The 15,509-nt window shown below is 71.2% G+C and carries 16 protein-coding genes and 1 pseudogene; 11 read left to right on the forward strand and 6 right to left on the reverse strand.

Annotation, left to right across the window (positions count from 1 at the left end; all coding sequences use genetic code 11):
- Nucleotides 1–154: 154 nt before the first annotated feature.
- The 4 genes from ACH4DZ_RS01150 (at nt 155) to ACH4DZ_RS01165 (ending at nt 2,213) form a co-directional block, all read left to right on the forward strand.
- The gene (locus ACH4DZ_RS01150) at nt 155–256 is read left to right on the forward strand and encodes an RICIN domain-containing protein (protein WP_398284782.1); all 102 of its coding nucleotides are present in this window, start codon (nt 155–157) and stop codon (nt 254–256) included.
- Between the two features lie 56 nt (nt 257–312).
- Nucleotides 313–1,092, forward strand: a complete 780-nt coding sequence (locus tag ACH4DZ_RS01155; protein ID WP_398284783.1) for a DUF1963 domain-containing protein — start codon at nt 313–315, stop codon at nt 1,090–1,092.
- Nucleotides 1,093–1,277: 185 nt separating this feature from the next.
- Nucleotides 1,278–1,580, forward strand: coding sequence for a hypothetical protein (locus ACH4DZ_RS01160; RefSeq protein ID WP_398284784.1), 303 nt, complete (start codon nt 1,278–1,280; stop codon nt 1,578–1,580).
- Between the two features lie 504 nt (nt 1,581–2,084).
- On the forward strand, nt 2,085–2,213 hold the full coding sequence (locus ACH4DZ_RS01165) for an LPFR motif small protein (RefSeq protein WP_263973004.1): 129 nt from the start codon (nt 2,085–2,087) through the stop codon (nt 2,211–2,213).
- Nucleotides 2,214–2,382: 169 nt separating this feature from the next.
- On the opposite strand, the gene ACH4DZ_RS01170 is transcribed toward ACH4DZ_RS01165, so the two are convergent.
- Together ACH4DZ_RS01170 and ACH4DZ_RS01175 are read right to left on the reverse strand one after the other, a co-directional pair.
- On the reverse strand, nt 2,383–3,693 hold the full coding sequence (locus ACH4DZ_RS01170) for a hypothetical protein (RefSeq protein ID WP_398284785.1): 1,311 nt from the start codon (nt 3,691–3,693) through the stop codon (nt 2,383–2,385).
- A 239-nt stretch (nt 3,694–3,932) separates the two neighbouring features.
- Nucleotides 3,933–5,168, reverse strand: coding sequence for a sensor histidine kinase (locus ACH4DZ_RS01175; protein ID WP_398284786.1), 1,236 nt, complete (start codon nt 5,166–5,168; stop codon nt 3,933–3,935).
- Between the two features lie 305 nt (nt 5,169–5,473).
- Here ACH4DZ_RS01175 and ACH4DZ_RS01180 point away from each other — a divergent pair, with 305 nt between their 5' ends.
- Entirely contained in the window at nt 5,474–6,484 is a 1,011-nt protein-coding gene (locus ACH4DZ_RS01180; protein WP_398284787.1) for a lysostaphin resistance A-like protein, read from the forward strand.
- Nucleotides 6,485–6,642: 158 nt separating this feature from the next.
- Here ACH4DZ_RS01180 and ACH4DZ_RS01185 read toward each other — a convergent pair whose 3' ends face one another.
- Both ACH4DZ_RS01185 and ACH4DZ_RS01190 read right to left on the reverse strand, forming a co-directional pair.
- Complete coding sequence (locus ACH4DZ_RS01185; RefSeq protein ID WP_398284788.1) at nt 6,643–6,918, reverse strand: hypothetical protein; 276 nt, start codon at nt 6,916–6,918, stop codon at nt 6,643–6,645.
- Nucleotides 6,919–7,057: 139 nt separating this feature from the next.
- On the reverse strand, nt 7,058–7,633 hold the full coding sequence (locus ACH4DZ_RS01190; RefSeq protein WP_398285434.1) for a TetR/AcrR family transcriptional regulator: 576 nt from the start codon (nt 7,631–7,633) through the stop codon (nt 7,058–7,060).
- On the opposite strand from ACH4DZ_RS01190, the gene ACH4DZ_RS01195 reads away from it, so the two are divergent.
- From ACH4DZ_RS01195 to ACH4DZ_RS01205, 3 genes and pseudogenes are all read left to right on the forward strand, one after another.
- The gene (locus ACH4DZ_RS01195; RefSeq protein WP_398285435.1) at nt 7,574–8,167 is read left to right on the forward strand and encodes an SDR family NAD(P)-dependent oxidoreductase; all 594 of its coding nucleotides are present in this window, start codon (nt 7,574–7,576) and stop codon (nt 8,165–8,167) included. The two genes, ACH4DZ_RS01190 and ACH4DZ_RS01195, sit on opposite strands and share 60 nt — an antisense overlap.
- Nucleotides 8,168–8,218: 51 nt before the next feature.
- Nucleotides 8,219–8,299, forward strand: a pseudogene (locus tag ACH4DZ_RS01200) (hydrophobic protein); the annotation flags it as partial.
- A 168-nt stretch (nt 8,300–8,467) separates the two neighbouring features.
- Nucleotides 8,468–8,917: a spore-associated protein gene (locus ACH4DZ_RS01205; protein WP_398284789.1), complete on the forward strand. Its 450-nt coding sequence runs from the start codon at nt 8,468–8,470 to the stop codon at nt 8,915–8,917.
- Between the two features lie 165 nt (nt 8,918–9,082).
- Here the strand turns inward: ACH4DZ_RS01205 and ACH4DZ_RS01210 are convergent, their stop codons facing one another.
- Nucleotides 9,083–9,253 carry a hypothetical protein gene (locus tag ACH4DZ_RS01210; RefSeq protein ID WP_398284790.1) on the reverse strand — a complete coding sequence of 57 codons (171 nt, stop codon included), beginning with the start codon at nt 9,251–9,253 and terminating at the stop codon, nt 9,083–9,085.
- Nucleotides 9,254–9,280: 27 nt separating this feature from the next.
- Entirely contained in the window at nt 9,281–9,637 is a 357-nt protein-coding gene (locus ACH4DZ_RS01215; protein ID WP_398285436.1) for a PRC-barrel domain-containing protein, read from the reverse strand.
- A 249-nt stretch (nt 9,638–9,886) separates the two neighbouring features.
- Between ACH4DZ_RS01215 and ACH4DZ_RS01220 the strand changes: the two genes are divergently transcribed.
- The 3 genes from ACH4DZ_RS01220 (at nt 9,887) to ACH4DZ_RS01230 (ending at nt 15,386) form a co-directional block, all read left to right on the forward strand.
- The gene (locus ACH4DZ_RS01220; RefSeq protein ID WP_398284791.1) at nt 9,887–10,411 is read left to right on the forward strand and encodes an NUDIX domain-containing protein; all 525 of its coding nucleotides are present in this window, start codon (nt 9,887–9,889) and stop codon (nt 10,409–10,411) included.
- A 267-nt stretch (nt 10,412–10,678) separates the two neighbouring features.
- The gene (locus tag ACH4DZ_RS01225) at nt 10,679–11,650 is read left to right on the forward strand and encodes a polysaccharide lyase family 1 protein (protein ID WP_398284792.1); all 972 of its coding nucleotides are present in this window, start codon (nt 10,679–10,681) and stop codon (nt 11,648–11,650) included.
- Between the two features lie 175 nt (nt 11,651–11,825).
- Nucleotides 11,826–15,386 (forward strand): substrate-binding domain-containing protein, encoded by a 3,561-nt coding sequence (locus tag ACH4DZ_RS01230; RefSeq protein ID WP_398284793.1) that lies wholly within the window; start codon nt 11,826–11,828, stop codon nt 15,384–15,386.
- Nucleotides 15,387–15,509 lie beyond the last annotated feature (123 nt).

Below are 15,509 nucleotides of genomic sequence, written 5' to 3' on the forward strand. Positions count from 1 at the left end.
CCGGGACACCGGCGGCGTACGTCCGCGCCTGCGGGGCTCCCGAGGCGGACGTGCCCGCCTGGCTGGAGGCCGGACAACGGGCCGAGGAGGAGACGGACACCCGGCTCCCGGACCCGCACGCCACCTCCTCCGGCTGGAGGGCACCCGTCGCTGCGTGGGCCTGCAGGACGGCTCCACCGAGACCGGAACCGACGTCACGGTGGAGCCCTGCGACGGGACGGCGGACCAGGAGTTCCTGATCAGCTCGGCGGCCTGAGGCCAGAGCAGCCCGAGGTTCGCGGCGTGTCCGTGACTGATGGCACGATCGCGGACATGACATCGATCGACGAGCAGTTCGTTCGTGAGACAGCTGCCGAGTACGGCGTTCCCGGCCCCGTCGCACAGGAGTTGACGGCCCGGTCCCGGCCGTGCGTCTATCTGGTGCCGCACGGGCAACTGCCGCACTCTCAGCAGGAGGACGTCCGCCCCGCCGCGCGAACGGGCGGGCTCCCTTCATTGCCGGAGGGGATGGACTGGCCGGAGGGGAAAGAGCCGCTGGTGCTGAGTGTCGACTGCGGGGCCCTGCCCCACGGGGTCCTGGACATCGAACTGCCCGCCGACGGCCACCTGTTGCTCTTCACCGAGATCGAGTACCCGCCGGAGTCGTCCGTGGTGCTGCACGTTCCTGCCGGCACCCCCACCACCGAGCGCGCCGCGACGTACGCATCCGACGGTGAGCCCATGCGGGTCAAGGTCTATGAACCACAAACCCTGTACCCCCTGGCCGGACTCACCCTCGACGAGGACCGGCGGCAGTCCCCCGCCACCCGCGCCTTCCTGGAGGGCGGCGGAAAGGATGCCGCGCTGGACGCTTTCGAGGAGGCCGTCCTCGATGCGGCCTCCGGCGGGGCCCGTCCGGGCGTCTGCGTGCAGCTCGGCGGTTTCTCCCGCTCGTGGGACGTGGCACCGGACGAGGGCGACCTCGTACTCCTCGCACAACTGGCCGGGCAGGCGATCGACTACGACGTCTACACCATGAACCTGATCGTGGGCACCCGTGAGGACATCGCCGCACGGCGGTACGCCGACCTCCAGTACGAGCAGCAGTGCTGACCTCGAACGGGCGGTGCACGCTCTCACCTTCCCGGCATGGGCGGCGGCGCGGTAGGCCTCGTATCCGGCGGCTTTCGGTGGCTTTCGGCGCCATGGAAATTCGGTGGCGTACGAGGAGGCATGATCTCCGTCCTCGGGGGCACCCGGGTCCGGTGTCATATGTACCTACGGAGCTCGTTGCACAAGTGAGATTTGCCCTGGTTCAGGCCGGCTTCCAAGTACTGAGCGACGCGGAGCTCGGCGTCCCGGGACTGCGGGTGACCGAGGTGGCGGCCGGCGCCCTGGTCAGCTGGACGGCCTCGGACGAATTCGCCTCGCTGGCCCGTGAGCGGGGCGGCTGCGCTTCGAGCGACGACAGCATAAGGGTGATCGTGAAGGTCGCCGTGTCGGGGCTGCTGCTGCGACTCGGACACAGCGTCGCCGAGACTGTGGCCGACGGTGACCTGCTGGTGCTCGCCGACACGATCTCCGCGCCTGAACAGCGGTGACCGACAGACGGGTGTCCACGGGCAGATTTTTCGCGGGAAAGCCGTGGTGAGCGCCCCGCGGACGAATGCGCCGGTTCGGTGTGCGGACATGTCGCGCCCAGGGTGGGACGCTGGTTGTCGCCGACCGCTGACGCGCGGATGCGCGGCATCGGCCGGACGGCGCGAGGACCGAGGAATTCCCCCCGGCTCGGACCTCGCGCGAGGCGCCCTCCCGGCGGTGCGAGATGGCGGGAGTTGCCTCTCCGGGCGCGCCTGGAGGACGAAGGCCGGAGCCGCGTAGTCGGCGATGCGGCTCCGGCCGGCCTCGACGGGCAGCTACGGCTCGGGACCCGGGAGCCCGCGGCGCGGAACACAGCCCCACGACTCGTCCGGCGCCGACGCACGCCCGCGTGTCCGCGGGCGGGGTCCGTTTCCCCGACCGATCACCGGGCACCCGTTCGATGATCGGCCGTACAACGGCAAGCCAGACCCGGCGCACCGCGCCCAGAAGTACGGAGGACCACCGTGTTGAAGGCCATCGCAGATGTTCTTCGCTCCATCGGCGGAGCCATCGCCACCGTCGTCACCCTGCCATTCCGGGCCGTGGCACGGCTGTTCGGCGGCGCATCGAGCTCTGCCCACGGCCACCACTGACAGGCGGGTCGCCCAGCGCGCAGCGACGCGCCGGCCCTCCCCCGCAAGCCCATGCCCGGCTGGAACCCCCGTCCAGCCGGGCATGCGTATGCCATGCTCGCCAGGTGTCGACACAGGCCTGTCCGCGCGCCTCGGGAGCCGATGCGCGGGGGCGGCGGCTTCCGTTGCCTCATGGGCCTTCGCACGCGGCGCGGACCTCGTCCAGCAGCGTCTGATGGTCCTCGCCGAAGGTGACCACGGCCGCGTACACCGCGTCCAGGGCGGCCCGCAGCGGATCGGCTTCGGCCGCGCCGGTCACGGCGGGCAGCGCCATGTGTGGCTGTGACATCCGCAGGGCCGGATCCGGCGGACCCATCGTGACCAGCACGCCGTACTCGGCCGATCCGTCGGTGGGCGGGGCCGGCAGAAGCGGCGAAAGCGGCCCGGTGGCCGCCGGGCCCGCCACCTTGGGCCGTTGCGCGGGCTGCGGCTCGGGGGTAAGTGCGGCTGCGGATACGCGCGCTCCGGGGATCGCGGGTGGATCGAAAGGAGGCCGCTCAGGAGGGATGGCTCGGCCGACGGTCCGGTCGGGGACACGTGGGTCACAGCGGAGGGTCTCCCACACATGTGCGAAGTCGTCGAAGGGCGGCGGCAGCGGACGCCGCTCGGCAAGGGCCGTGAGCGCCGCCGCGACCCAGTCCAGATCGTCGAGACCGGCCGCGGCGCACGCGCGCCGAGCCGCCAACAACGCCACACCGCGCTGGCGTTCGGGCCCCACCGCATCCAGCGTGTGTACCAGGCCGGCGTCGAAATCGAGCAGCCCGCGGACATTGCCCCGCACGGCACGCAGCGCTTCGCTGGGCAACCGGCCGCCCCAGCGCCACTGTTCGACCGCGAGCAGCCGCTTCCGCTCGGCCTGCTCCTGTGCCTCACGCACCTGGCGCGCGGCCTCGGCACGCTCTTCGGGAGTGGGAGGCGGCGGCTGCCGTCGGGCGTAGTCGTGCCAGTACGCGGCTGTCTCCGCCGTCTGCCGGATCACCTGGTCCGGGCCCGGCAGGGCGGGCCACAACTGCAGGAGGTAGGAGTCCACCTGCGGCTCGTCGGACAGTCGGGTGTCCAGTTGCCGGGCCCGGTCCATACCCCGGCCGCAGTAGCGCACCCGGTAGTCGGTCTCGGCCAGATCCAGCTCCCAACTGTCCTGCCCCGCCCACTCCGTAAGGCTGCTTCGCTCGGACACCGGACGGAAGGAGACCTCCACGACCTCCTCCCACACCGGATCCACCGGTGGGGCGTCATCGTGCACTTCGACGGAGAAGCCGACAGAGCCCGTGTGCAAACCGGTCGACAGCCCCAGCGCACCGGGGATCGCGGCTCCGCACAACCCTGATGTCTGACCCGCGAACGCCTCCGGCAGACCCGGGCCGAAACTGTCCGGGTCGCTCTCGACATAGATCTGGCCGTAGTGCACGTGCACTTCGCCCTCGACCGGCCTGCGCACCACTACGACCTCCCCCGCACCTGGGCCTGCCGACTGTGACACGCGCCGCCGTCCGCCACCGGCCATGGACCGGTGGACGACCGTGAGCGAGTGATCAGTGGGTCGAGGGAGAGAGGACCACGAGAATCCCCCGGACATGTGCGCGCCGGCACCCAGTTGTAAGCCATGTCCAGCAGCCTAGGGAACACCACTGACAACGGTCGGCCGTCGGGCTCGTACGACGCGGACGGGCATACAGGTGGTCACGAGGCGACCGGCGTCGGCTCCTCGTAGGGCGCCGGCTGGGGTAGTGGCAGTCGGGCCACCACCCGGAAGCCGCCTTCCGGACGCGCGCCCGCGGTGAACTCCCCCCGCAGCAGGGCGACTCGCTCGCGCATGCCGACCAGGCCGTATCCGGCGGGGGATCCGTCGCCGCCCGGCCCACGGCCGGTGTCCGTGATCTCCAGAGTCAGCTCCGCGTCCCGGTGGTCGACGCGCACCAGGCACGAGCGGGCGCCCGCGTGTCTGACCACGTTGGTGACCGACTCCTGGACGATGCGGTACGCCGACAGGTCGATGTCCGGCGGCAGAGGCCGCCGCCGACCGTGCCACTGCACGACGACCCGCACCCCCGCTGCCGTGGTGGCCGCGGCGAGCCCGTCGACGTCCGACAAGGTCGGTGCTTCATGCGGTGGAGCACCCGCGGCGTCCGCCTGACGCAGCGCGCCGAGCATCCTGCGCAGTCCGGACAGCGTCTCCCTGCTCGCGTTCTCCACCTCGCCGAGGGCCTCCCTGGCCCGGGCCGGTTGTGTGTCGATGACTCGGCGGGCGGCACCCGCCTGCAGGGCGACGATGCCGATGGTGTGCGCGACGATGTCGTGCAACTCGCGCGCTATGCGCAGACGTTCGGCGGTGGTGGCCTGGACGGCGGCCTGGGCCCTGGACTGCTCTGCATGGAGCCGGGACTGCCGGGCGGAGTTGCCGAGGAGCCAGGCCACGAGCACCGTGAGGGCCACGGCCAGCTGCGCCGCGGTGTTGATGCCGGCGCCCCCGGACAGCCGTACTGTTACAGGGATCATCAGAACGGTGAGCGCCATCCCCGCCGCGCAGCCCGAGGTGCGTCGCGTCGCGGTGGCCGCGACGAAGTACAGGGCGACGTCCGGCGCCAGGAACTGCACCAGCGGAAACTCGTCGGCCTGGCCGAGCAGTCCCGCCCCGAGGACCGAGCCGAGCAGCAGGAGGGCGTAGGCCACGAGCGGGCGACCGCGCAGGAGCCGGCAGGCGGTCAGCACGAGGACGGCGGCGCCCAGCATGATCGAGCCGCTCCCATACGTCAGGTCGAAGCCGGGGGCTGCCTGGTCGTCGCGGACGTAGTCGCCCGGGAGGACGAAGAACGTGTCGGCGCACGCGAAACCCATGGCCCCGCCCCAGACGACCGCCGTCCAGTGGCCGGGCGACAGGCGCTTGAGCAGCGGCAGTTGACCTGGAGGCGCTGACATGACGCGAGCATAGATGCGCCCGTGCGCCTCGGTCATCGGCCTGCGGGCGTACATCCACGGGTGACAGCCGTCAGGGAGGACAGCCGTCACGGAGGACAGCCGTGGTGGCTCGCTCGTCGATGCGTGTTCTGTCGGGCACAACATATGGAGGTTCTGCCCGTGAACCCACTGTCCCGGCGGATGCCCCGGCGGATACGGAACGTCTCCTACGCCGTGCGCAGGAAACGCGCCTCTATCGGGAGACAGGGTCCCTGTTCCTGCCATAGGCCGACGCGACGGCGGCGGGCCTACGGGAGGCTTGTGCCATGACCTTTTCGACAACCCCTCCCGTCCCGGCCGGAGTTCTCGGCGCCGGCGCACCCCTGCCCTACCACCGTATGGCCCATGTGACCGGGAGGCACCGCTGGTGGCGCCCGCTGATCGGGACCGTGACGGTGGTCGGCATGTGGCTCCTGCTGTTCATGGTGGTGTATGTCGTGACCTACGGGGTGGGCAGCGCCCATGGATACCCCGAGGATTCCGATGAGGCCATCGACTTCGGCCCCACGCTGAACACCGCCCTGGACCTCACTTACCTGGCCCTGGCCATTCCTGTGGTGCTGCTGGCGGTGCGATGGGTGGGGCGCCGCCCGGCGGGGACGGTCTCCTCCGTCCAGGGGCGGCTGCGCACACGCCGGCTGGGGCGGTACGTGCTGGTCGCGCTGCCCGTCGTGGCGGCGGGGACGGGCGCCATGTTGCTCGTACCGGCCGGTGGTGGGACGGCGGGGACGAGCGGCGAGGTCTGGGTCGGCCTGGACCGGTATCTGCCCGCGCTCGCCATGCTCCTGGTGCTGGTGCCGCTCCAGGCCGCCGCCGAGGAGTACGCGTTCCGGGGCTGGCTGCTGCAGGCGGTGGGCGGCCTCTTCCGTTCGCCGTGGATAGCGGTGCTGCCGCAGGCGGTGCTCTTCGCGGCCGGCCACGGCTGGGGCACGCCGGCCGGGTTCGCGGACCTTGTCGTCTTCGGTGTCCTGGCCGGATGGCTGACGGTGCGTACCGGCGGACTCGAAGCGGCCATCGCGCTGCACGCGGTGAACAACCTGATGTCGTTCGCGCTGGCCGCGGCCTTCGTCGGCGGACTCGACTCCGACGAGACCGCGGCCGACCTGCCCTGGCAACTGGCGGCCCTCGACATCACGGTGATCGTGGTCTTCACCTCGGTGGTGCTGTGGCTCGAACGCCGTGACCGTTCCCCCGGCGCCGCGGCCCCGCGCTCCTTCCCTGAAGGTGCCGATGCATCGCAGCACGCTGAGCGTGTTGTGGGTTCGACGACTTCCTGAGTGCCGATGACCGCGAGCAGGTCGAGGTCTTAGGCCCGTCCGGCGTTTGTGGACGAGCACGTCTGCGCGATGCGAAGGTCCAGGGGCGGCAGCGCCCGGGGGTGTGGGCGGGCGGCCGGAACACCAGCGGTTCTCGTCGTCCGGACTCCCCTGCCGAATCAAGGGCTGTCGCCGGACCAGTCGAAGCGGGTCGGGTCGGACGGGCGTGGGTCGTACAGCGCACGGCCGCCCGCGCCGAAGCGGCCGAGCTCGGTGGAGAGGGCGGCGCCCTCGGCGATCCGGTCCGGCGTCCAGTCGGTGACGTCCAGGAGCAGGCCGTCCAAGGGGCCGCCGACCAGGGCGACGTAGGAGCGGCCCGGGCGTGGGCCCGGATCGGGGTCGTCGTGGTCGTGGCCGTATATCCGGCCGCGCAGTAGCTGCTCGTCGCCATTCACGACATTCAGCCTTCCACCCGCCACTGACAATGGGCCCCCGACGGCGTGCGGGGCCTCTCGTGGCTCAGCGGGAGCCGGGTCTGCTGCGTTTCGCGCCTTCCCGTCACCTGGGGCGCGCCGTGACGAACGCGGGCGGGTCTCAGAGGGGTGGCCAGTTGCGCAGCGCCGCGTCGGCCGTCTTCTGGAGTTCGTCCCGGCCGACACCGCTCGCGGCCTGTACGGCGATGCCGTAGCCGAAGGTGGTGAGGTAGCGGGCCAGTAGCCCCGGATCGGTGTCCGCGGGCAGGTCGCCCTCGTCCACGGCCCGCTGGAACCTCTCCCGGAGGCAGGAGTGGCCGTCGTTGCGCCAGGCGACGAGGAGGTCGCGGACTTCCTCCGCTGAGTCGCTGACGGTCAGGGCGCTCTGGACGCCCAGGCAACCGTGCGGGTTGGCCGGGCGGGTGGTGGTGCGCACGGTGCCGGCCAGGATCGCGGTGGCGGTGCCGAGCGCGGTCGGCTCCTCCAGGGCTCGGGCCATGTACGCGCTCGGGCCCTCGGTGTAGCGCTCCAGTGCCTTGCGGAACAGCTTCTCCTTGTTGCCGAAGGCCGCGTACATGCTGGTGGTGGAGATGCCCATCGCGTTCGTCAGGTTGGCGGTGCTGGCCCCCTCGTAGCCATGTCTCCAGAAGACCAGCATGGCGCGGCCGCCGCCGAGATCGGCGCACGATTCGTGCAGCTCGACGTGACCGACGACGCGTCGGTGAGCCGCGCGCTGGCGACGATCGACGCGGCCGAGGGCCGACTCGACGTCCTGGTGAACAACGCGGGCGTCCTTGGGAGCGGGGTCCTCGACGGGCCCACGGCCCTGCGGGCCTTCGACACCAACGCGGTCGGGATCGTGCGCGTCACAGAGGCCGCGCTGCCCCTCCTGCGTAATTCCCCGAACCCGACCGTGGTCAACGTTTCGAGCAGTGCGGGATCTTTCTGGGCGGTGACCAATCCGGACCGGCCGGAGTTCGGCCTGCCCCTGGCGCTCTACTCCGCCTCGAAATCCGCGGCCACGATGCTCACGGTCCAGTACGCCAAGTCCCAGCCGGGCATCAAGTTCAACGCGGTCGAACCCGGCACCACCGCGACCGACATGACGGCGGCGTTCGGAATCGGAAGGACACCGGAGGAGAGTGCCGGCGTCGTCGTACGTCTGGCGACTCTCGGCGCGGACGGCCCGACAGGAACCTTCCAGGACGAGAACGGCGAACTGCCCTGGTAGCCGCGTAGGCCCGGCCGGGCTGTACCGCTCCACGTCGGCGAGTCGGCACTTCTGGTTCCGCTTCTCGCGCTGATCCTTCTCGGCGCCGGTTTCGTACTCAAGGCACTGTGGTGGATAGCCATCAGCATATTGCGCCTCCAGCGCCATCCGCTCCGGCCGTTCTCGCGTACCCGGCCCAGCGACCACCGGCGCCGCTCCGCTCGTCCCGCATATCTCTTGCGAGCTACGCACAACCCTTCCCATACCTCGCGTGTCACATCAGGCAGGAGCAACAGACCGCAAAGATCACAAGGGGGAAATATGGGATTCCACCGTTCTGTTCTGTCCGTCGTCGCATGCGCCGCCCTGTCCGTGGGGGCCACGGCCGCTCTGGCCGCGCCCGCCTCCGCCGCACCCAACACCACACCGCAGAAGGTCTGCGGGAGCGCCTACAAGACCGTGAACTCGGCTCCCGTCGGCTCGCTCGGCACCGTGTACCTGACGTACAACGCCTCGAACGGCAAGAACTGCGTCGCGACCATCCGCAAGAACCCCGGCACGGCCGTGGAGATGTCCACCTGGGTCTACGTCCCCGACACCGACGAGAGCGACGAGGACTTCGGCTGGTACACGTCGTACGCGGGACCGGCGTACGTGTACGGCAAGGGCCACTGCGTCGACTGGGGCGGCCACATCAACAACGTGTACGTACAGGTGACCGGCTCCAACTGTGCCGCTCTCAAGGAGCACCGGGTCACCTCGACCCGCTGACCCACCGTTCCTCCCGGCCACCGCGTGACGACGGGGGAACCCGCACCGGTCCGGCCCGCCCTGGCAGACTCACGGAGTTCTGCCAGGGCGGGGGTGTGTCCTGGCGAGTCCTTTCGAGCGCCACCGCCATGTGCCGCACTACGAGTCCATCGACGCTCTCCGCCGTCAGCGGATGGGGCGGTGGCTGGAGCGCCGGGACCAGCGCACAGCCGTGAGGGCCAGAGCCGCCACGAGAACCGCGATGCCGATCGCCAGCAGATAGCCCAGCCCTTCCGCGGTCACCCCGATGATTCCGAGCACGACGGCGACCAGGACCAGAAACAGGAAGAGAGCCATGGCAGAACCTTCAGACCGAGTAGGGAATCAACGACGCGCGAGTTGTCTCTCTCCATTCACGCCCGTCTGGTAGGCCATGTCGTAATGCCGGAAGATCGCTTCCTCTTCCTCTGCCGGGAGGATGTCGTCCATGCCCACCGAGGGTGCCTTCTTCACCAGAGCCTTGGCGTAGGCGACCCTCACATAGCCGGGTCCGAGGACCGCGTCGTCGAGCGGGACGAAGGCCAGCCGCTGACGGGTAGGCAGCCCGATACGGACCGTCGCCATGGCCGACTCGTCGGTAGCGGTGTTCACGTAGATCGATTCGAGCACGCCGATCTTGTGCCCCTTGAGATCGACGACATCGTGAGTGCGCCACTCACGCACATCGGCCGCGTGGATCATGCTCATGTTCACCTCCTGAGCCACTCATCTGCGACGAGTTCCCCCGCTGCCGCCTCTGACACCACGGCGGCACGGCCGGGATCGAGCACTTCAGGAGCGCCTGGACGGTCTCGGAGCGCGCGCAGCCGTTACCCAAGGTAACCACTAGGCGGTCGGTCTGAAATGGGCACGGCCGTTCATAAGAGGGCTGCCCTCCCCGGCCCCGCCGCACCCGCACGGTTGTCAGTGGTCCGCCGTACTGTCCGCCCAGTGACAGGACAACCTATCGAAGCGCGCGTTCTCGCGGCTGCCGTGATCGATGCGCGGCTCGCTCCGGATGCCCGCGACGGTGTGCTGGAATGGCTGGTCCGCCCCGAGGTGGCCTTGCGCGGTCCGCTCGCCGCCGAGGTGTGGGTGTTCGACCGCGAGCGGACCCATGTGCTGTTGGTGCACCACCGTTGGCGCGGGTGGGTGCCGCCGGGCGGCAAGGTGGACCCCGGCGAGACACCGCGGGAGGCCGCTCGTCGGGAGCTGTTCGAAGAGACCGGAGTACAGGCGGACCTGCATGCCGTGCCCGCGGCCGCCACGGTGCGGTCGTACCGCCCCGACTGGCCGGCCACCGCGGGCATTTCCTACGTGGCGGTCGTCGACCGGCGTACGCGGTTGGCGGCCGAAGGAGGGCAGCCGACTGTCTGGCACCGGCTCGACGAACCATGGCAGGGATGGTTCTCCGAGGATCGCCCGCGCATGCGGCAGTGTGCCCTCCGGCTGCGTACGCCTCAGCCGGGTGCCTGACAGCGCGTCAGTGGTACAGCGGGCCCGGGCGGAAGGGCGTGCCCGCCTCCCTCACCCTGCGGCCCCGCCACTCCCCACCGCGCCCGGCCGCCCGCCCGCCCCGCAGCCCCGGGCCACAGCAAGCGTAGGCAGGACGCAATAGTCCACACACGGCACGTCATTGTCCACATCCGTCGCTCTAGTCTCACAGCGAGCCGACCGCGCGGCCCCGGCGCAGCACCCGCACTGGCACGTCACTTCTCCAAAACCCCACGGACGGAGATCCACATGCGCAGGACGAGCGCACGGTTCACCCTGACCGGAGCCGCAGCCGCGAGTGCCGTCGCACTGGCTGTCATCGGAGCCAATACGGCGAGCAGTTCCACCTCCTCCCAGCTGGAGCCGGCGGTCGCCGCCGCCGCCGCGCCCATCGGCTTCGGAGCCGGCACCACCGGTGGTGCCGGCGGAAGCACGGTGACCGTCACCAACGCCTCCGCCTTCATCGCTGCTGTGCAGAGCAGCGCGACCCAGATCGTCCGCGTCAACGGCACCATCGCGTTGACGGGGATGACGAAGGTCGCGTCGAACAAGACCATCGTCGGCGTCGGCACCGCAGGGAAGATCACCGGCAGCGGACTGAACGTCGCGAGCGTGAACAACGTGATCATCCAGAACCTCACGTTCAGCGGGTCCAACGACGACGCCATCAACGTCCAGTACTCGACGAAGGTCCACATCGACCACAACGACATCTCCGGCGCGTACGACGGGGCCATCGACATCAAGCGTGCCTCGACGAACATCACGGTGTCCTGGAACCGCACCCACAGCCAGGACAAGAACATGCTGCTCGGTCACTCGGACGACAACTCCGGTGAGGACACCGGCAAGCTGAAGGTGACGTACGACCACAACTGGTTCGACGGCACCAACCAGCGCAACCCGCGCGTTCGCTTCGGCAACCCGGTCCACGTGCTGAACAACTACTTCAGCAACGTCGGCTCCTACGGCGTGGCGTCCACCGAGAACGCGGGCGTCCTCGTGGAGGCCAACTACTTCGAGAACACCGACGACCCCTACCACCTCGGTGAGGGTTCGTCCGACGCGGGCTCGCTCGTGGCCAAGAACAACCACTCGGTGAACTCCGGCTCCGGCCAGACCGGTGGCTCCGTGGCGGCGATCCCGTACAGCTACACCGCCCAGTCGGCCTCCACCGTCAAGGCGACCGTGACCGCCGGTGCGGGTGTCGGCAAGATCTGATCCCGGCTTCCACACCGCACCAGAACCTCCGCACAGCACCACACGGCGCGGGGCAGGACCGGTGACCGACGTGTCACCGCTCTTGCCCCGCGCTTCCGCCTCCCCTACGTTGCCCTGGACCCGGCGGGCCCAGGCCCTGCCGTCGAATTCCCGTCTGCCGGGCGAGGGGGCGCCGATGGACCCGGGTCCGGACACCGGTCCGTACATCGTGGGCGGTACGTCGCCCGGGGCGAACCGGCCTCTGACGGTCGGGCTGCTCACCGCCAACATCCATCTGGGGGTGGGGGCGACCCTGTGGTCCGGGGCCCGCGCCGCCGCCGAACGCAACGACGTCAATCTGATCTGCTTCCCCGGCGGGAACCTCCGGCACGGTGACGTGGCCCGCAGCGAGTTGTACGAACTCGTCGGCCCCGCCCGCCTCGACGGCGTCGTCTGCTGGAGTTCGACCCTCGGGCTGCCCTCGGCCGGACCCAGGGCCCGCCGCCTGCTGCGCCGCCTCGCCCATCTGCCGCTGATCAGTCTCAACCAGCCGCTCAGCGACCAGACCGACGTACTGTCGATCGACTCCCACGCGGGCATGCGCAAACTGGTCGGGCACCTCGTCCAGCACGGCCGCAGACGGCCGGCCTGCATCCACGGGCCGCTCGCCAACCCGGTCTCCGAGGAGCGTTACCGCGCGTGTGTCGACGCGCTGCGCCACCACGGCATCCGCAACGAACACGTGGGCGCGGCAGTCGACTTCGCGGCGGCGGCCGGCGCCTCGGCGATGCAGGTGCTGCTGGATGCCCGCGGACTGACACCCGGCGTCGACTTCGACGTGGTGCTCGCCTGCAGCGACGTCCTCGCCGCCGGGGCTCTGCGCCATCTCACCGAACGCGGCATCAGGGTGCCGGAGGACGTGGCCGTGGTCGGCTTCAACGACTCCCCCGAGGCCCGCCTCGGCGACCCGCCCCTGACCTCCGTGGCGCTGCCCTTCGAGGAGCTGGGCGCGCTCGCCGTGGACACCCTCGTCGCCCGGCTGCGCGGCACCCGCCCGCCCGACCGCACCACCATCCCGGCCACGCTGGTGCCGCGCCGCTCCTGCGGCTGCCCCTACCCGACGTCGTACCAGCCCCCACTCGTCGCCCCCGCGCCGCCCACCGCGCGGCGCCCGGCGGGATGGGACGCGGTGGACGGCGTACTGCCGTCCGGCGGTTCCCGCCTGGCCGCGGCCTTCCGCGCCGAACTCGCCCGCGCCGACGGCGATCCGCACCCGCCGGCGAGCACCGGTGGCAGTGGTGGCGGCAGCGGGGACAGCCCTGGCCACGGCGCGGTGAACGGCGATGCACGGCCCGGGAGTTTCCTCTCTCTCGTCGAGCGGCTGCTGCGCGGCAACGCGGGTACACAGGCCGAGGTCGACCGGTGGCACCAGGCGTTGGAGAGCGCCCGCCGCGGTGTCGTCGACACGCTGCCGGGCCCGCTGCGCCCGGCCGGTGAGGTCCTGTTCGGACAGGCCCGGCTCGTCGTGGCGGAGCGATCGCGTGCCCTCCTTGAGTACGAGCGCTGGTCGGGGACCCAACGCGCGCGCAGACTGCGGGAGTTCGGTACCGCGCTGACCACGGTCGTGGACCTGGAGGGCCTCTCGGACGTACTGGAGCGCCATCTGGGCCAGTCGGGCGTCCCGCACTGCCGGATCGTCCTGTACGAGCGTGACGCCGGCGCCTCCGGTCCGGCGGCTCTGGGGATGGCGCGTCCCCTGCTCGCCCGTGCGGAAGCGGGCCGTGAACCGGGCCCCGCCGGCCCGCTCGGCAGCCCCGCGTTCTCGCCGGCCCTGCTCCTTCCCGACTCCCTGCTGCCGAGCGAGGACCGCTTCACGCTGGTCCTCGAACCTCTGCACATCGGCGAGGAGCACCTGGGAGTGGCCGTGTTCCAAGCCGCCTCCGCCCGGACGGCGTACCACGACGGAGCCGACGGAGCCCTGTACCGGGAACTGGGCGATCAGATCAGCGCCGCGCTGAAGGGCATCGGACTCTTCGACGAGGTGCGGCGCGCCCGGGACGCCGCGGAGCAGGCGAGCAGGTTCCAGACGCGGCTGCTGACGCATGTCGGCGACGAGTTGCGGACTCCGGTGGAGGCCATGCTGCACCGGTCCGGTGACCCCGCGGCGGCCCTCATGGAGGTGCGGCGGGACGCCGCGCGCGTGCTGCACCTCATGGAGAACCTGCTGGACCTCGCGCGGTCGGAGGCCGGCGACCTCCTCCTGACCAGGCGGCTCATGGACCCGCTGCCGGTGCTCGCGCGGGCGTGCGCGACGGCGGCCTCCGCGCTGCCCGCCGGCCCCGCGTGGCGCCTCGACCTGCCCGAACGGCTGCCCTCGGTGTGGGTGGACGAGACGCGCCTCCAACAGATCCTGCACAACGTGCTGATCTCGGCGGCGGCCCGCGCGAAGGACACACCGCCCCGGGTGGCGGCCGCCCTCGGCCCGGCAGGCGTGCGGATCACGGTCGACGTCCCGGACGCCCGTACGTCGATCACCAAGCCCGGCCGGCTCCTGGATGTCGGGGTGACCACGGCCCGGCGGCTGGCCATGATGCACGGCGGGGCGCTGACCGTCTCCGACGCGACGGACCGGGCCCAGTACGTCCTGGAACTGGCCCTGCCCTCTCCCGACGGACAGGCACACCTCGCCGCCGCCGGCGACGCCCCGCTGCTCGTCGTCACCCCCGGCGAACTCGGCGCCGACATCCGCACGCACGCCGCCCGCCACGGTCTGGAGGTGTGCCGGCCCGACACCGCGCACGACCCCATGCCGTCGGTGGCGCGGCGTACGCCCGGAGCCGTCGTGTGGGACGCGCTGCCCGACCGGCCCCAGGAGTGGCGGGCGGTGCAGCGGCTGCACGACCATCCGGCGCTGCGCCACACGCCGTTCGTGCTGTTCGGCGCCGACGGCACCGATCTGCCGCAGGCCCTGCGCGCGCTGCGGCCCAACGGTTTCGCCGAGCCGGTGATCGTCGCGGGCGGCTCGCAGGAGTCCCGGGAGGCGTTGCGGCGGCTGGCCGAGTCGGCGCTGCCGGACCATCCGGCGCGGGTCTCCACCGACGCGACGACGCTGCTGGCGCTGGTCGCGGAGGAGACGCCACGGCTGGTGGTGCTGGAGCGGGCGCTGCCCGACCTGCAGGCGCTGGACGTGGTGGACCGGTTGCACGACGGCACGGGCCGGGCCCTGTGTCCCGTCGTCATCGCCGACCACGAGGGGATGACGGCGGCGGACGCCCGGCGCGGGCGTCAGCACCCGGCGCTGCTCATGCTGGACATGGACGTGTTCGCGCCGCAGGAGGCCGCCGCGCTCGTGCGCGAACTGGCCGCCCACGGACCCCGGTTGCCGCCGCGCACCAGGGACGTCCTCGACGAGGCCCTGGTCTTCCTCTACGAGCACTGGCGCCGGCCGATCTCCCGCTGGCAGGTCGCACAGGCCGCCGGCGTCAGCCCCGACCACCTCGGCAAGCTCTTCCAGCAGCGGTACGGTCTGACCGTGTGGGAGTACCTGACCCGGCTGCGGATCCGGCGGGCGGCGGAGCGCCTGCGGTCGAGCAACGACAGCGTGCAGAGCGTCGCCCGGGCCGTGGGTTTCCGCGACCGCGCGTACTTCAGCCGGGTGTTCCGCAGGGTCACGGGCGCGGCCCCGCACCACTACCGTGAGAAGACCGCCTCCGGAGAAGGCGGACGGGACCTGTCCGCCGGCCCGGCCCGCCACTGAACGGGCGCGCGACCCGCTCCCGACCTGTGCTCGACCGGCGCTCGGACGCTGTCGATTACTCAGCAGGTATTGCGGCGGCAAGCACTCACGGTCCGTCAAGTCTTTTTAAAGAACGCGCCTCGC

It is taken from the genome of Streptomyces sp. NPDC017991 (genome assembly GCF_044328075.1).
Lineage (GTDB): Bacteria > Actinomycetota > Actinomycetes > Streptomycetales > Streptomycetaceae > Streptomyces.

What these genes read in the sequence shown, in the direction of transcription:
- ACH4DZ_RS01195 (WP_398285435.1), top strand. Translation starts at nt 7,574, where the DNA reads ATGTCTCCAGAAGACCAGCATGGCGCGGCCGCCGCCGAGATCGGCGCA.
- ACH4DZ_RS01205 (WP_398284789.1), top strand. Translation starts at nt 8,468, where the DNA reads ATGGGATTCCACCGTTCTGTTCTGTCCGTCGTCGCATGCGCCGCCCTG.
- ACH4DZ_RS01175 (WP_398284786.1), bottom strand. Translation starts at nt 5,168, where the DNA reads ATGTCAGCGCCTCCAGGTCAACTGCCGCTGCTCAAGCGCCTGTCGCCC.
- ACH4DZ_RS01225 (WP_398284792.1), top strand. Translation starts at nt 10,679, where the DNA reads ATGCGCAGGACGAGCGCACGGTTCACCCTGACCGGAGCCGCAGCCGCG.
- ACH4DZ_RS01180 (WP_398284787.1), top strand. Translation starts at nt 5,474, where the DNA reads ATGACCTTTTCGACAACCCCTCCCGTCCCGGCCGGAGTTCTCGGCGCC.
- ACH4DZ_RS01210 (WP_398284790.1), bottom strand. Translation starts at nt 9,253, where the DNA reads ATGGCTCTCTTCCTGTTTCTGGTCCTGGTCGCCGTCGTGCTCGGAATC.
- ACH4DZ_RS01230 (WP_398284793.1), top strand. Translation starts at nt 11,826, where the DNA reads ATGGACCCGGGTCCGGACACCGGTCCGTACATCGTGGGCGGTACGTCG.
- ACH4DZ_RS01155 (WP_398284783.1), top strand. Translation starts at nt 313, where the DNA reads ATGACATCGATCGACGAGCAGTTCGTTCGTGAGACAGCTGCCGAGTAC.
- ACH4DZ_RS01215 (WP_398285436.1), bottom strand. Translation starts at nt 9,637, where the DNA reads ATGATCCACGCGGCCGATGTGCGTGAGTGGCGCACTCACGATGTCGTC.